The 14,439-nt window shown below is 60.3% G+C and carries 11 protein-coding genes and 2 tRNA genes; 10 read left to right on the forward strand and 3 right to left on the reverse strand.

Going from position 1 to position 14,439, the window contains the following annotated elements:
- The first annotated feature begins 107 nt into the window (after positions 1–107).
- Both ACUIAI_RS00500 and ACUIAI_RS00505 read left to right on the forward strand, forming a co-directional pair.
- A complete protein-coding gene (locus tag ACUIAI_RS00500) occupies positions 108–764 on the forward strand; it encodes a histidine phosphatase family protein (protein ID WP_445342264.1) in 657 nt (218 codons plus the stop codon).
- Positions 765–845: 81 nt separating this feature from the next.
- Entirely contained in the window at positions 846–1,706 is an 861-nt protein-coding gene (locus tag ACUIAI_RS00505) for a hypothetical protein (protein ID WP_445342265.1), read from the forward strand.
- Between the two features lie 51 nt (positions 1,707–1,757).
- Here the strand turns inward: ACUIAI_RS00505 and ACUIAI_RS00510 are convergent, their stop codons facing one another.
- From ACUIAI_RS00510 to ACUIAI_RS00520, 3 genes are all read right to left on the reverse strand, one after another.
- Positions 1,758–2,795 carry a DUF805 domain-containing protein gene (locus tag ACUIAI_RS00510; RefSeq protein ID WP_445342266.1) on the reverse strand — a complete coding sequence of 346 codons (1,038 nt, stop codon included), beginning with the start codon at positions 2,793–2,795 and terminating at the stop codon, positions 1,758–1,760.
- A 179-nt stretch (positions 2,796–2,974) separates the two neighbouring features.
- Positions 2,975–3,763: an ABC transporter permease gene (locus ACUIAI_RS00515; protein ID WP_198191525.1), complete on the reverse strand. Its 789-nt coding sequence runs from the start codon at positions 3,761–3,763 to the stop codon at positions 2,975–2,977.
- Complete coding sequence (locus ACUIAI_RS00520; RefSeq protein WP_445342267.1) at positions 3,760–4,776, reverse strand: ABC transporter substrate-binding protein; 1,017 nt, start codon at positions 4,774–4,776, stop codon at positions 3,760–3,762. Before ACUIAI_RS00520 ends, ACUIAI_RS00515 begins: the two co-directional genes overlap by 4 nt.
- Positions 4,777–5,177: 401 nt before the next feature.
- Here ACUIAI_RS00520 and ACUIAI_RS00525 point away from each other — a divergent pair, with 401 nt between their 5' ends.
- From ACUIAI_RS00525 to cydB, 8 genes are all read left to right on the forward strand, one after another.
- Positions 5,178–6,182: a LacI family DNA-binding transcriptional regulator gene (locus ACUIAI_RS00525; RefSeq protein ID WP_445342268.1), complete on the forward strand. Its 1,005-nt coding sequence runs from the start codon at positions 5,178–5,180 to the stop codon at positions 6,180–6,182.
- Between the two features lie 350 nt (positions 6,183–6,532).
- Complete coding sequence (gene nrdD / locus ACUIAI_RS00530; protein WP_445342269.1) at positions 6,533–8,929, forward strand: anaerobic ribonucleoside-triphosphate reductase; 2,397 nt, start codon at positions 6,533–6,535, stop codon at positions 8,927–8,929.
- Positions 8,930–8,998: 69 nt separating this feature from the next.
- The gene (gene nrdG / locus ACUIAI_RS00535; protein WP_445342270.1) at positions 8,999–9,721 is read left to right on the forward strand and encodes an anaerobic ribonucleoside-triphosphate reductase activating protein; all 723 of its coding nucleotides are present in this window, start codon (positions 8,999–9,001) and stop codon (positions 9,719–9,721) included.
- Positions 9,722–9,777: 56 nt separating this feature from the next.
- Positions 9,778–11,304, forward strand: coding sequence for a glutamate--tRNA ligase (gltX, locus tag ACUIAI_RS00540; protein ID WP_445342271.1), 1,527 nt, complete (start codon positions 9,778–9,780; stop codon positions 11,302–11,304).
- 68 nt (positions 11,305–11,372) lie between these two features.
- Positions 11,373–11,445, forward strand: a tRNA-Glu gene (locus ACUIAI_RS00545).
- A gap of 42 nt (positions 11,446–11,487) precedes the next feature.
- Positions 11,488–11,559 (forward strand) — tRNA-Gln (locus ACUIAI_RS00550).
- 315 nt (positions 11,560–11,874) lie between these two features.
- The gene (locus ACUIAI_RS00555) at positions 11,875–13,050 is read left to right on the forward strand and encodes an NAD(P)/FAD-dependent oxidoreductase (RefSeq protein ID WP_110412400.1); all 1,176 of its coding nucleotides are present in this window, start codon (positions 11,875–11,877) and stop codon (positions 13,048–13,050) included.
- Positions 13,051–13,330: 280 nt separating this feature from the next.
- A complete protein-coding gene (cydB, locus tag ACUIAI_RS00560) occupies positions 13,331–14,383 on the forward strand; it encodes a cytochrome d ubiquinol oxidase subunit II (RefSeq protein ID WP_445342272.1) in 1,053 nt (350 codons plus the stop codon).
- The last annotated feature ends 56 nt before the right edge of the window (positions 14,384–14,439 follow it).

The following is a 14,439-nucleotide window of genomic DNA, read 5'->3' on the forward strand; positions in this document are numbered from 1 at the left end:
ACAGTGGTAACCATATCGGCGCCTGATCGGTGCCATTCGGATAGTGATAATTCTACCCCCCGCCATGGTCACTTAAGGGGCCCGTCGGGGAGCTTGGGAGGTGGGTCGTGCCTGCGACGACCATTCATTTCGTCCGTCATGGCCAGGTTGATAATCCCGATCATATTCTCTATGAGCGATTGCCGGGATTCCATCTGTCTGACAGGGGCAGGGCCATGGTCGAGGCGACGGCCCGCTTTATGGCCGAAGCTCCCGGTATGCGCGATCTGGAAGCCGTTTACTCCTCCCCGCTGGACAGGACCAGGGAGACCACGGCCATCCTGCTTGAGCAGATCAACCCTGCTCGTGTCCAGCACGGCTTGAAACCGTTGGAGCCCATTTACGACCGTCGTCTGATCGAAGCTGGCAATGAATTCCGCGGCAAGCGCATCGGTCACGGGCAGGGGGCCCTCTGGCGACCCTCCAACCTGCGGCTGATCCTGGATCTGCGCCGTCCCAGCTGGGGGGAGTCATATAGGCAGATCGCTAGACGAGTGGGGGATTTCGTCCGGCAGGTGGTTCGTAGCCACCCTGACGCACAGGTCCTGGCTGTTTCGCATGAGTCGCCCATCTGGTCGTATCGTCATCTCTTGGAGACCGGCCACCCCGAGCACAATATGCTCCTCAGGGCCACCGCCCTGGCCTCGGTGACCTCCATCACCCTGGACTGTGAAACCGGCAAAGTGCTGGGAATCACCTATGCGGATCCGGCGGCAGGCGTGTGAAGACCGCTTGCAGGGCCTAGGATGGCTGAGGATACTGTCGTGGATGACTGTCCGAGAACCCGATGAAGGAGCGTGATGATCATGGTGGATGTACAGTCAAGCGCGGAGACGATAGCAGGACGGCCCGCCGTGGCCCAGGCGGCTGAGCAGGGGGCCAGGCTGGTAGACCTTTGGCCCTTGACGAATGCCGAGCATCTGGCCAACGATGCCAAGTATGCGGAGGACCTGCAAGTGCGTATCAGCATGGTGCTGGCGCAGCTGATGACGGGCGAGGATGTGACCATTCCCGACGCAGAATACGTCTATGAGGGCGCTGAGGACATTCCTGGCCGTCCCCAGGAGCTTGTGGATGCCCTCATGGCTGCCAACGATGCCATTGAGGCGGCTGCGCAGGCGCAGGGCGACCAGTCCAAGACGCTTGCGGATTTAGCTGAAACCTTGGGCAGCGGCTGGGACCAGGCCCGGCAGCAGGAGGTGGCTGCTGGCGTGGCCAAGGCTGAGCAGTCCGTGAATGACCAGAACGAATCTCCCGAATCCCCTCAGGGCAAGGAGGAAGTGGCCCAGGTCTTGGCTACGAGCCTGGAGATCTGCCGTGATCTGCTTCAGCGTGCAGGCGCTGACTCTGACCATGCTGCGACCGCCGCGCCAATTCTGGTCTATGTCAATGAGCTCAACGAGCGACTGGGCATTCCCCGGGCTTTTCTGTCTGATGAGGATGTCGTCCGTGCCCTAAAGGTGCTGGATGATCCTGAGGCTTTCGCCGACCTACTGGCCCCTCTGGTGGGCGCTGAGTGGGACCACCATCGTCAGGAGGTGCTCTGGGACCCCGAGGAGGCCAAGCGCAAGGCCAAGGAGGACGACGAGCGTAAGAGCCGCGAGGCCCTGCAGGCCAAGTTTGCCCATGTGCCAGAGGACCCCAACAAGCCTCCTGTGGAGCTTTAAGGCCTTCTGCCCTTCGCCCCGGCATCGGTCAAGGCGAAGGGCAGGGTGAACTCAGCGGTCGAAACGGGCTCCTCGTGGATCGCTAGGTCGGGCCAGCAGAATGATCCCGGCGACGGCTCCGGCGATCATGATCAATACGCCCAAGCCAAGTAGGGAGAGCGAGGATCCTGGATGCCCGTCGATAATAGCCACGATGGCGAAGACCAGAGGGATGCCGCCCACCAGCTCGCTTACGAAGGGCAGGAGTATCCAGAAGCCGGACATGTTGGTGTCGTGAAGTCGCCGTATGCCCACGGCCAGATTCGGTATGAAAAGTCCAAGGGCGACCAGGAAGGATAGGATCCGTCCCACAAAGACGGATCCTGAGGTGATGATCGAAACCGCAAAGTCGATGAGGAAGATCATTAGAAAAACCCACCAAAATTCCCCACGGGAGGCCCTCCCGGAGAAGACGGAATATTTGACGAAGAAACGCTTGCAAGCGTTTACGAAGTCAATGCCGTACCAGGGTGCGTTCAGTGGCGGCTCGCCGTTGAAACCGGCGTCCGCATAGGGGTAGGCCGGATACTGCGGGACTTGGGGTCCGGGCTGGTACCCTGCCTGATATCCCGATTGATAGCCTGCCTGCGACCAACCTTCAGGTGATTGATAAGGGTTGTCCGATGCATAGCCAGACGGTGGGGTCGTACCATTGGGCTGGCCATTGGCCTGGCCGGGATTCGGATTTTGACCGTAGGGCGCCTGCTGCTGCCCGTAGTACTGCTGTTCATTGGACTGTTGACCATAGGGCTGTTGCTGGTTGTAGCCTGGTTGTTGACCTTGCGGCTGTTGACCGTATGGCTGCCCTTGGTATGACTGTTCCCGCTGGTAATCGACAGCAGGTTTTTGGGCTTCGTTGATTGGATGGTAGATGTCGCTCTGGTCAGAAGCTGCTTGTGCATAGCCGGGTTGGTCTGGTTGCGGCTGATTCGGGTAGGCTGCGGGCCCTGAACCGGTTCCATCTGTGTGACTGTTCTGGGACCAGCCGTTGGCGGAGCCCTGGTCAGTGGGGGTCTGGTTCCCGTCGTTCGTATCATCTGGATGGCTCATGGATATCGTCCCTCTTATCTTCTATTGATAATCCTGAATCTGACTTTTGCGTACATCTCTATTATGGCAGGCCAGTTCTTTTGCTTGCCAGTCGTGGCCAGTGCAGAGGATGGGGGACTTGTCACACTTACTTGGGCCAAGCCGTCAGATTCGGGATGTAATTGCTGTCGCAGTGCTCTTTACTCGTCGTCCGGATTGACCATGTGATCATCGCCGGCATCGCCGAGCAGTAGCCGCTCGGTTAGGGTGATCAGACCCAACAGGAGGGCGGTCAGCAAGATGATGACCAGGGTGGCCGAGAAGATCAGCGGGGTTCTAAAGGAGTTGAAGGCTGACTGCAGCCATATGCCCAGGCCGTTCCTGGCGCCCAGATACTCCGAGGTGGCCGCGGTGGCGAAGACATAGGCGGCGCTGATGCGCAGACCGCCGAAGATCTGCCCCGCAGCCACCCTCAGCTTGACGTGCCATAGGGTCCAAGTCCGGGTTGCACCGCAGTTCAGCGCTACATCCTGGTAGAAGCGTGGCACGGACTTGAGCCCCCGGTAGGTCTGGACCACGATGGGGAAGATGGCGAAGACGGCCACGATGACCACCTTGCCCAGAGGCTCGAATCCGAACCAGATCACGAACAAGGGTGCGATGGTGATCAGCGGAATCATCTGAGCGCCGGCGATCAGGGGGTAGAGGGCATCATGCAGGGTGCGCCAGCTGTAGAGGGCCAGGCCGATCACTATTCCCAGGACCGAGGCCAGGAGGAAGCCCAGAAGGCCCTCAAGAGCGGTGATGGTGGTGGCGGGCAGCAGGTCCTCCCGGGACTGCACTGTGGCAGCCAAGATTCGGCTGGGCGCCGGCAGAACCTGTTCGCTGACTCCGCCCAAGCGGGCAGCCAGTTCCCAGATGATCAGCAGCGCAAGCAGGGTGATGGTCGGAGGCAGCGCCCGGGTTCTGCTCTGCTTCCGCGACCTCATTGACCGGCTGCTTCCCGAACATACCGATCGGTCCACAGATCCGTGGCCTGAGGGGCCTTGTTGGGGTCTCCCTTCTTGGCGTCCCGGTATGTGCCCGCCTTGAACTGGAAGTCCAGATAGTCCTGGGCATCCTTGACGTTGATTAGTCCGGTGATGCTCTTTTGATCCGGACTGTCAACCCAGTAGCCCTCCTTGACGATGCTCTCCATGGAGCGCTTGGCCAGGGTCGGGTCGATGGCCGATCCCTTGGTCTCCTTGACCAGGATGTCCGCCGCCTGGTCGGGGTGGTTCAGGGCGTAGTTGTATCCCTTCAGGCAGGCCTTGACGAATGCTGTCAGGGCGCGACGGTGGCCGGCCTGCTGCAGCCAGGAATTCTTGACCACGAAGCCCAGCTGATCGGGGTTGCCGGGCACTCCCCAGTCGGCCTGTGTGAAGCAGTGCAGTGCTGGGCCCTTGAGCTCGCTCTCCACGCCCTCCCAGTTGGCGTAGAAGCCGGCGAAGTCGCCCTTGCCGCTGGTCAAGGTGGCGAAGGTGTTGGTGCCGCTGGTTACCCGCTTGAAGTCGCCCTTGCCGCCTGCATAGCGGATCATCTGCTTGACCACGGCCGTCTGTTCGGCTGATCCGAAGCTGACGAAGGTCTTGCCGTCGAAATCCTTGGGGGTCTGAATGTCGGTGCGCGAAGCCAGCGAGCACCAACGTGCCACGGAATGCTGGCCTATGTTGAAGACCTGGCGCAGGTCGGATCCCTGGGAGTTGAAGGTGGCCAGGTTGCTCAGCTTGGAGAAGCCTACATCGGCGACCCCGTTCTGGACGGAGGTCTCGGCTCCCGCCTGGGCCGTCGGCAGGATGGTCAGCTTCAGGCCGGCCTTGTCGAAGTAGCCCAGATGCCGGGCCACGTAGATGCCCACATGATTGGTGTTGGGCGTCCAATCCAGCATGAAGGAGAGCTTGGAGCCGTCATCGGCCTTGTCATCTGCCCCCTTGGCCCCGCAGGCTGCGCTCGTAGCTGCCATGCAGAGCGCAGCTGCCAGGGCGAGCGCCCGTACAATCAGTCTGTGGCCGGGAGTTCTCCTGAAGCCACTATTCTCCGACATGCTCATCACTGTCACCTTGCCTCTCCGGCACCCCTGGTGCCCATCCGCATCGGGGCCGCTACGGGAAGGTGAGGAGCCCGCGCGACGATCCGGTACGGTCTTGACCGATGGAATTCTGCGATGTGTGCCACGGCTGCTGCCACCAGCCGCGCGAACAAGACCACTCTAGTCCAACCTAGGTGGTTCTGCCTCGCCGTGGTGAAAGGTTGCATCATTTGCCCTTATACTGGAAACTCACGAGAGGTTTGTGCGGGCCGACCGATGTTGGCCTCGTCCAGAGCAAGACATCCGATTTCGGTAGGGTTCGACGGAGGGTTCCCATGTCGGTGACCATCAATGATGTGGCCAAGCAGGCGGGCATGTCCGTATCCACGGTCTCCCAGGCGCTCAACGACAAGGGGCGCATCTCTCCACCCACCAAGGACAGGGTCCGCAGGGCGGCCATGGAGCTGGGCTACATCCCCGACAGCCGAGCCCGTTCCATGCGATCCTCGCGCTCGCATGCCGTAGGTCTGCTGGTCCCCGATATTCGCAACCCCTACTTCTCCGAGCTGGTCTACGCTGTTCAGGACCAGCTCTACTCGGCAGGCTATGCGCCCCTGATCGGCGTGTCCTCTTGCCAGGCCCGCAGGCAGGAGGACTATTACCGCATCCTTCTTTCTCGTCATATGGACGGCGTTTTGGTTGTCCCCGACGGTCCGACCTCGCCCATGCTGCGCACCATGCTGGCAAGGGAATTCCCTGTGGTCTTCGTGGATCGTCCGGACCGGACCCTGCCCGGTGTCCCTCTGGTGGATTCCGACCCTGTGCCTGGCATGGAGGCGGCCCTGGACGCTCTGGCAGCCAGGGGGAGTAGACGAGTGGCCTTCGTTCCGGGCCCAGAGAGCCGTTCCTACACCTTCCGCGAGCGCGAACAGGCTTTCCTGGACGGCGTGGATGCCCGTCAGGGGTTGACGGGGTTGGTGGTCCGCCAGGGGTTCGAGGACCGTCCCCGCGCGGCCTCGACCATGCGCCACCTGCTCGGTCAGGGGGTGGATGCCGTCATCTTCGGCTACTCGGCCGATGCCATCATGGCCGTCGCCATGGAGTGGGACGGCGACCAGCGCTCGCGTGTGCCCCTGGTCTCCTTCGACGACCTGGAGGTCTTTCAACTGATCCGTCCCCAGGTGTCGGTCATCTCCCAGCAGGTGGATCGCATGGGCCGCCAGGGCGTTGACATGCTCCTGTCCATGATTGAGCCGGGGCGGCAGGCTCCGGAAGGCATGAGCGTGGATCGCCGTCTGCGCACCCAAACCCTCTTCGTGCCAAGGGGCCTGCTGGCTTAGGTCCGTTCCTGCTTGACGCAGGGGTCGGGTCTCGACAAAATATGTGCGTGTCGGGCGGCCGTGTCGTCCCTGTCATTAGCCTCCAATGACCTTTCGGCCATTTGCCGCGCTTGTCCAGGCCCCACTATTTGTGACTCAGTTCACAAAACCTACGAATTACTAAATGTAGGAAACGAATCATCCGCAGACACTACATATGGTGGTCACGGCGTGATAGAGTGAGTTCTGTCAGCAAAGAATGACATCCATGTGATTCGCCGTTCCCGGCATGGAATTCGGGAACGCCAAAGCAAGAGCACATGAACAGTTATTAGAAGACCATATGAGGAGTGACGATGGATACTGAGGTCATGACCGATAGCGTGAAGGAGCGTGGCATTTCGGATCGCGATGCTGTCGATGGCATTCTGGTCGAGAAGCGCGACGGCCGGATCGTCGATTTTGATCCCGTCAACATCATGAACGCCATCGAAGCCGCCTTCAAGGATGTCAAGCACGAGGTCAGTCCCGAGGATCGTCAGCAGATCCGGGGTATGGCCCTGACCGTTCAGTCCGAGATCACCGATCGCTACACCAACCCGGTCAAGATCGAGGACATCCAGACTCTGGTAGAGCACGCGCTGGTCAATGCCCATCTTTACGAGATCGCTCGCTCCTATACCTCCTACCGCCTCGACCGTGACATTCAGCGGGCCAAGGCCACGGATGTCAACGAGGCCGTCCATCGTCTGACCAGCAAGGACGAGACCCTGGTGCGGGAGAACGCCAACAAGGACGCCAACGTCTACGCCACTCAGCGCGACCTGCTGGCCGGCGCGGTCTCCAAGGCCTCGGCCTTCGCCATGCTGCCCAAGGATGTCTCCAACGCCCATATGAAGGGCGACATCCACTTCCACGACGCGGACTACTCGCCCTTTACGGCCGAGACCAACTGCTCACTGCCTGATTTCGGCGACATGCTGGCCCATGGTTTCGAGCTGGGCAACGCCATGATGGACTCGCCCAAGTCCATCGGTACGGCCGCCACGCAGATCACCCAGATCATCAAGGACATCGCCGGCTCCCAGTACGGCGGCCAGACGGTCAACCGTTGCGACGAGATGCTGGACAAGTACGCGCGTCTGGACTACAAGAAGAACTATTCCATGGCTGAGGCCGTCCTGCCGGACGAGGAGCCCATCGATGTGGCCAAGGATGTCGTCCGAGGACTCAAGGCCAGGGAGGCCGATTGGCTCCACCTGGACGATCGTGCCCCTATCGGCGAGGATGCCCCCTTTGATCTGGATGCTCCGGAGATCGTTCGGCTGCGTCAGGTCTATGCCAAGATCCTGACCCGCAAGAACATCTACGACGCCATGCAGACCATGGAGTACCAGATCAACTCCAACCGTGTCTCCAACGGGCAGACCCCCTTCGTCACTGTGGGCTTCGGCCTGGGCACCTCCTGGTTCGCCAGGGAGATCCAGCGGGCCATCTTCCTGATTCGTATCCGCGGACTGGGCAAGGACCGTCACACCGCTATCTTCCCTAAGCTGGTCTTCACCATCAAGCATGGTCTGAACGCGGACGAGGGCGATCCCAACTACGACATGAAGCAGCTGGCCCTGGAATGCTCGACCAAGCGCATGTACCCTGACGTGGTCTTCTACGAGAACCTGGTCAAGATCACGGGCTCCTTCAAGGCCCCCATGGGTTGCCGCTCCTTCCTGCAGGCCTGGACCAACCCCGAGACGGGCGAGGATGAGGAGGACGGACGCATGAACCTGGGCGTCGTCACCGTCAACATCCCCCGCATTGCTCTGGAGTCCCGCGGCGATAAGGATCGCTTCTGGAAGATATTCGACCAGCGCATGGAGGTGGCCCATCACGCCCTGCAGTTCCGCATCATGCGCTGCAAGCAGGCCACGCCCATCAACGCTCCCACCCTCTACCAGTACGGCGCCTTCGGCAGGCTGAAGCCGACCGACAGCGTGGACACCCTCTTCCGCAACAGTCGCGCCACCGTTTCGCTGGGTTACATCGGCCTCTACGAGGCCACCAGCGTCTTCTACGGCAAGGACTGGATGAAGGACCACAGCTGGGATCCGGATGGCAAGGAATTCGCCCTGAGCATTGTTCGCCGGATGAACCAGCTCTGCAAGCAGTGGGAGAAGGCTGAGGGATACCACTACTCGGTCTACTCCACCCCGGCCGAGTCGCTGACTGACCGCTTTGCCCGGATGGACAAAGAGAAGTTTGGTGTAGTCGACGGCGTGACAGACCACGACTTCTACACCAACAGCTTCCATTACCCGGTTTGGCTGCGGCCCACGCCCATGGAGAAGCTCAGTTACGAGCGGGACTTCCCTTACCTGGCCTCAGGCGGGTTCATCAACTACTGCGAGTTCCCCTCTATGCAGCAGAATCCCAAGGCTCTTGAGGCGGTCTGGGACTATGCCTACGACATCGGCATCGGTTACCTGGGCACCAACACCCCCATCGACCACTGCTTCGTATGCGGCTATGAGGGCGATTTCGAGCCTACTGAAGAGGGCTTCAAGTGCCCAGAGTGCGGTAATGACGACCCTGACAAGTGCAACGTGACCAAGCGCACCTGCGGCTACTTGGGTAACCCTGTCCAGCGGCCCATGGTCCACGGCAGGCACGAGGAGATCGCCCACCGCGTCAAGCACGTGGAGGGCGAGACCGGCCACGTGGTCCTCAAGGACGGATCCACCAAGGAGTGGTTCGACGACAAAGCCGAATAGGCTCTGAAAAGACGCAGTAAATGGCGGGCCGGGTAGTTTGCGGCCCGCCATTGTCATGAGGAGGACCAGATGACGGACGAACAGGGAGCCATGAGGAAGACAGGCGGCCACCGAGACTTCGCAGCTGATGAGCAGGGGCGCGGTCCGGGGGTTCCCTCTGCGCTGACCAACAATCCCAAGGCCGGCCAGTGGGACGGCCGTCGACTCAGTCGGGGTATCGTGGCGGACTATAAGCGTCTGGTCATGACCGACGGCGAGGGGATCCGCTGCTCCCTCTACGTCAGCGGCTGCCCCTTCCGCTGCCAGGGATGCTACAACGCCTCTATCTGGGACTTCGGCGCCGGGCACCCCTATACCCAGCAGCTTGAGGACCGCATCATCAAGGACCTGTCGCTGTCCTATGTGCAGGGCATCACCTACCTGGGCGGGGAGCCTTTGCTCAACACGCCCATGCTGCTCAGCCTTTCGGAGCGGATCCGGCGCGAGTTCGGTCATGAGAAGGACATCTGGTGCTGGACCGGCTACACCTGGGAGGAGCTGAACCGGCCGGGGGAGACCCCGGACAAGGCCCAGCTGATTTCCTACCTTGATGTGCTGGTGGACGGACGCTACTTGGAGAATCGGAAGAACAGCCTGCTTCAGTTCCGAGGCTCGGACAACCAGCGGATCATCGACGTGCCACGGTCCTTGGAGCAGGGCCAGGTGGTCATCTGGCCCAAGCTGCATGACCAGACCAGGTTCATTCCGGAGACCTACAGCAAGGACAGGCAGCAGGAGCAGCAGCGAGGCTGATACCGGCTCCTGCCCTGAATTGGTCTACGTCGCCTTGCCGGGGCACAATGGGTGTCATGACTGATGAGCATGATCACGACGCCAAACCCGACCTGCCTAAGGATCTGAGGGTCCGCTTCTGCCCCTCGCCGACCGGCACCCCGCATGTAGGCATGGTTCGAACCGCACTCTTCAACTGGGCCCAGGCCCGGCACTCCCATGGCACCTTTGTCTTCCGCATTGAAGACACCGATGCCCAGCGCGACAGCGAGGAGAGCTACCAGCAGATTCTGGAGGCCCTCAAGTGGCTGGGACTGGACTGGGACGAGGGTGTTGAGGTCGGCGGCCCGGACGGCCCCTACCGGCAGTCCGAGCGCGGCGATATCTACCGCGATGTGGCCCGGCAGCTGCTGGATGCCGGCTACGCCTACGAGTCCTACTCCACCGCTGAGGAGATCAAGGAGCGCAACCTGGCCGCCGGCCGTCCGGCCGCTTTCGGCTATGACGGCTACGACCGCGACCTGAGCGACGAACAGCGCCAGGCCTTCCGCGATCAGGGTCGCCGTCCTGCCCTGCGCATCCGCATGCCCGACGAGGACATCGCCTTCGACGACCTGATCCGCGGGCATATCGAGTTCAAGGCCGGGTCTGTGCCCGACTATGTGATCGTGCGCCCCAACGGCGATCCACTCTACACTCTGACCAATCCGGTGGATGATGCCTTGATGCGCATCAACGTGGTTCTGCGCGGCGAGGATCTGCTCAGCTCCACTCCGCGGCAGATCGTCCTCTACCGGTATCTGATGAAGCTGGGCATAGCCCGAGCCATGCCCCTGTTTGGACACCTGCCCTACGTCATGGGCCAGGGTAAGAAGAAGCTGTCCAAGCGCGACCCCGAATCCAACCTCTTCCTGCACCGGGAACACGGCTTCATTCCCGAGGGGCTGCTCAACTATCTGGCCCTGCTGGGCTGGTCCATCGGCCCCGACCGCGATGTCTTCTCCATGGAGGAGATGGTTGAGCACTTCGACATCCGCGACGTCAAGGCCAATCCGGCCCACTTCGACATCGACAAGGCTGTGGCCATCAATGCCGAGCACATCCGCATGCTGGAACCGCAGGACTTCCTGAACCGGTCCCTGCCTTACCTCAAGCGCGACGGGCTGGTGAGTGCCGAGCGCTGGCAGGACCTGAGTGATCGGGAGCAGCGGGTTCTGACCGCTGCCGCCCCCCTGGTCCAGCCTCGCGTGCGCCTGCTGGGCGAGGTCTCCGGTATGGTAGGAAGTCTGCTCAGCCAAGAGGAGTACCTGGAGCCCGAGCCGGATGCCCGCAAACAGCTCAAGGACTCGGCTGGACAGGTCCTCGACCTGGCAATTGCAGCCCTGCAGGATGTGTCAGACCAGGACTGGAAGACCGATCACCTGCACGATCTGCTCACTCGGGCACTGGTGGATGAGGGCGGCTATAAGCCCCGTCTGGCCTTCGGCCCGGTCAGGGTGGCGGTTTCGGGAAGGCGGGTCTCGCCGCCCCTGTTCGAGTCTCTGGAAATTCTGGGCAAGAACACAACACTCCGAAGGTTGGCCAACTTGCGCCAAAACCTCTGAACGGGTATATTTCTTTTTTGTTGTGCTACTGACCTGCTGAACCGGGTTCGTACGCGGCGAAAAGTGAAGCCCCCGTCGTCTAGCGGTCTAGGACTACGCCCTCTCACGGCGCCAACACCGGTCCAAATCCGGTCGGGGGTACGACAATGTGGCAACCGTCCAAGCGGTTGTCGCACAGCCAATTGGGGTATGGTGTAATTGGCAACACAGGTGATTCTGGTTCATCCATTCTTGGTTCGAGTCCAGGTACCCCAGCGATAGAGACGCAGAGTCCCAAGGGGCGGAATACCGACACGGTGTTCCGCTTTTCTTATTTACGCATTACCATGGATTCTAGGAATGCTTCTGGTTTGCAAAGCGGCGGCCGGCGGTATCCACGAGTGTTGTTCACGGTGTGAGCAAGCAAACAAAAAGAGGAGGCCCGGCGGACTGCTATGTCAGAGTTTCCGATGATGGAATCTGATACTTTGAGCATAGAAGCTTGAGTGATGAACCCAATCATCGGCTGATCGGGCAACATCACCCGGTATATAAATCATTGTACGATTTTTTCGGTAAAGGTGTGTGATTATGACGACAATCATGGTGTTGGGAGCTGGTTATGCGGGTCTTCGGGTGGTCAAGAAGCTGGCTCATGCAAAGACTGATGCCCATATAGTCCTGGTCAATCAGAACGAGTACCACTACGAGTCCACCCAGCTGCATCAGGTGGCGGCTGGAACCAAGGAGCCGGCGGACGTGGTATTCGACCTGCGCAAGTCCCTGCCCGATTCGGTGGAGCTGATCGTCGACAAGGTGGTCGGTATCGATCAGGACAACCGCCGGGTCAGCCTGGAGCATCACGATCCTCTGTCCTATGATTACCTGGTCAACGCCTTGGGCTTCGAGTCCGAGACCTTCGGCATCAAGGGTGCCGATGAATACGGATGGCCGCTCGTTGACGTGGACACCGCTCTAGCGGCCCGCAAGAAGCTGGAACAGACGCTGGCCCGGTACCAGACCAGCCATGATCCGCTGGATCTGAGCATCGTGGTCTGTGGCGCAGGCTTTACCAGCATCGAGTACCTAGGTGAGCTGGTCTACCGGTTACCTCAGCTCTCAAAGCGTCTGGGCTTCCCCATGGATCAGGTCAAGGTGGACTGCATAGAGGCCTCGCCTAAGATCCTGCCCATGTTCAGCCAGGACCTGGTCGACTGGGCTGTGGATTACCTGCGCAAGCGGGGAGTCAACTTCCACACCTCGACTCCCATCACCGAGGTCAGGCAGGATGCCGTGGTCTCCAATGACCAGGAGTTCAAGGCCCATACGATCATTTGGACAACGGGTGTGCGTGGCAGCCACGTTATTGCCGATTCCGGGTATAATCAGAAGCGTAACCGTGTAGTGGTCAGGGATGATCTTTCGGTCGAGCAGCATCCAGAGGAATTCCTGGTGGGTGATGTCAGTGCCGTTCCCGACCCCCAATCAGGTCGGCTCTACCCAACCACCGCACAGATTTCGATGGCCCAGGCTGATACCGCGGCCGCCAATGTCCTTGCCAGAATGCGGGGGCAGGAGCCCCAGCGGTTCACTTTCCGGAGCCTAGGGACCGTGTGCTCTCTCGGTCCCCACGACGGGGTTGCCGAAATCGACCGAATGGGAACGCTGAAGCTCAAGGGCAAGGTGGTCTCGGTACTGAAGTGGATCGTCAACGAGCGGTCGGTCCTGGAGTTGGCCGACGTGCGTACCATGTTGGAGAGCAACTGAACCAGCGTCTCAATGGACGTAGGGGCTAGACGACGAGGAAGAAGAGGACGAACATGATTCAGATCATGAGAACGCAGCGCATGTTCGTCCCTATCCAACCTCGGCTTCGATCGTTTTGGGAGACGACGTCCATCGGCTCTGTGTTCATCGACATCATTGACTACCTCCTGCTCCTCCTCGTTCCGGCGGAAACTGTGGTCGATTTTGGCCTCCGCCAGAATTGTGGAGATCCCCGTGCCCTTGCGCGGATCGGCAGGAGCGAGAGGAGAGTGGCATTAGCATGAGTTTTCTACAAGGTTTGTGGTTCTTTGTCATCGGCCTGCTTTTTGCAGGATTCCTTCTGCTTGAAGGGTTCGACTTCGGCGTTGGCATGGCTACCAGGTTCTTGGCCCGCGACGGTGATGAGCGCGCCACATTCATGAGGGCCATTGGTCCCCACTGGGATGGTAACGAGGTCTGGCTGATCACTGCCGGCGGCGCTATGTTCGCCGCTTTCCCGCTCTGGTATGCTTCCCTCTTCTCGGGGTATTACATCCTGCTCTTCCTGGTGTTGGTCTCTCTGATTCTGCGTGGCGTCTCATTCGAGTTCGCCTCCCACGCACTGACTAGCCGTGAGCGCGGTGTCTGGCAGTGGGCCAACTTCATCGGTTCGCTTTTCGCGCCATTCTTCCTGGGCATGATGCTGACCAGCTTAATCCAGGGCATTCCCATGGATAAGAACGGCGATGCCTGGCCCGGGTTCTTCGACGTGTTCAACTGGCTGTCCGTGGTCGGCGGCATTGCTGTCGTCTTCTTCAGCTTTGTTCATGGCCTGCACTTCTTGAGCCTGAAGCTGGGTGTCATGGATTCCCGCCGCATGCTCAACGTTAGTGAGAAGGCCTACTGGATCGCTTATCCGGCTCTGGTGGTCTTTGTGCTCCTAGCCATCTTCAACACTGACTTCTACAAGGCACGCCCCCTGTCCACCTGGCTGATCACCGTAATCATCCTGGCATCCGTCATTGGAGGCCACGTTGCCGTCTTCAAGAAGCACGGCGGCTACGCCTTCACCTGCTCGGGCATCACTCTGATGGCCATCATCGCCTTTATCTTCAACGGGCTCTTCCCACGTGTGATGATCGCCGATGATCCGGCCCACAACCTGTTGATCCAGGATGCCTCTGCTTCACCGCTGACCATGAAGATCATGACCGTGGTGCTTTGCATCTTCCTGCCCATCATGCTGGCCTACTTCATCTGGAGCTACTTCATCCAGCGCAAGCGGCTGGACACCGATGGTGCACACCTGACCTCGCCTGTGGCCCCTTCGGCTACCGTGGCTGAGACCGTCTGAAAGTTAAAGGGGGCAGAGGGGCAGTGCTGGCAGGACCGGAGCGCATCCGGAGGATA

The organism is Bifidobacterium sp. ESL0827, assembly GCF_052606685.1.

Excerpts from the sequence above, each read along its gene's own strand:
- nrdG (WP_445342270.1), top strand. The coding sequence starts at position 8,999 with ATGACGGACGAACAGGGAGCCATGAGGAAGACAGGCGGCCACCGAGAC.
- gltX (WP_445342271.1), top strand. The coding sequence starts at position 9,778 with ATGACTGATGAGCATGATCACGACGCCAAACCCGACCTGCCTAAGGAT.
- ACUIAI_RS00555 (WP_110412400.1), top strand. The coding sequence starts at position 11,875 with ATGACGACAATCATGGTGTTGGGAGCTGGTTATGCGGGTCTTCGGGTG.
- nrdD (WP_445342269.1), top strand. The coding sequence starts at position 6,533 with ATGACCGATAGCGTGAAGGAGCGTGGCATTTCGGATCGCGATGCTGTC.
- ACUIAI_RS00510 (WP_445342266.1), bottom strand. The coding sequence starts at position 2,795 with ATGAGCCATCCAGATGATACGAACGACGGGAACCAGACCCCCACTGAC.
- cydB (WP_445342272.1), top strand. The coding sequence starts at position 13,331 with ATGAGTTTTCTACAAGGTTTGTGGTTCTTTGTCATCGGCCTGCTTTTT.
- ACUIAI_RS00515 (WP_198191525.1), bottom strand. The coding sequence starts at position 3,763 with ATGAGGTCGCGGAAGCAGAGCAGAACCCGGGCGCTGCCTCCGACCATC.
- ACUIAI_RS00505 (WP_445342265.1), top strand. The coding sequence starts at position 846 with ATGGTGGATGTACAGTCAAGCGCGGAGACGATAGCAGGACGGCCCGCC.
- ACUIAI_RS00520 (WP_445342267.1), bottom strand. The coding sequence starts at position 4,776 with ATGGCAGCTACGAGCGCAGCCTGCGGGGCCAAGGGGGCAGATGACAAG.
- ACUIAI_RS00525 (WP_445342268.1), top strand. The coding sequence starts at position 5,178 with ATGTCGGTGACCATCAATGATGTGGCCAAGCAGGCGGGCATGTCCGTA.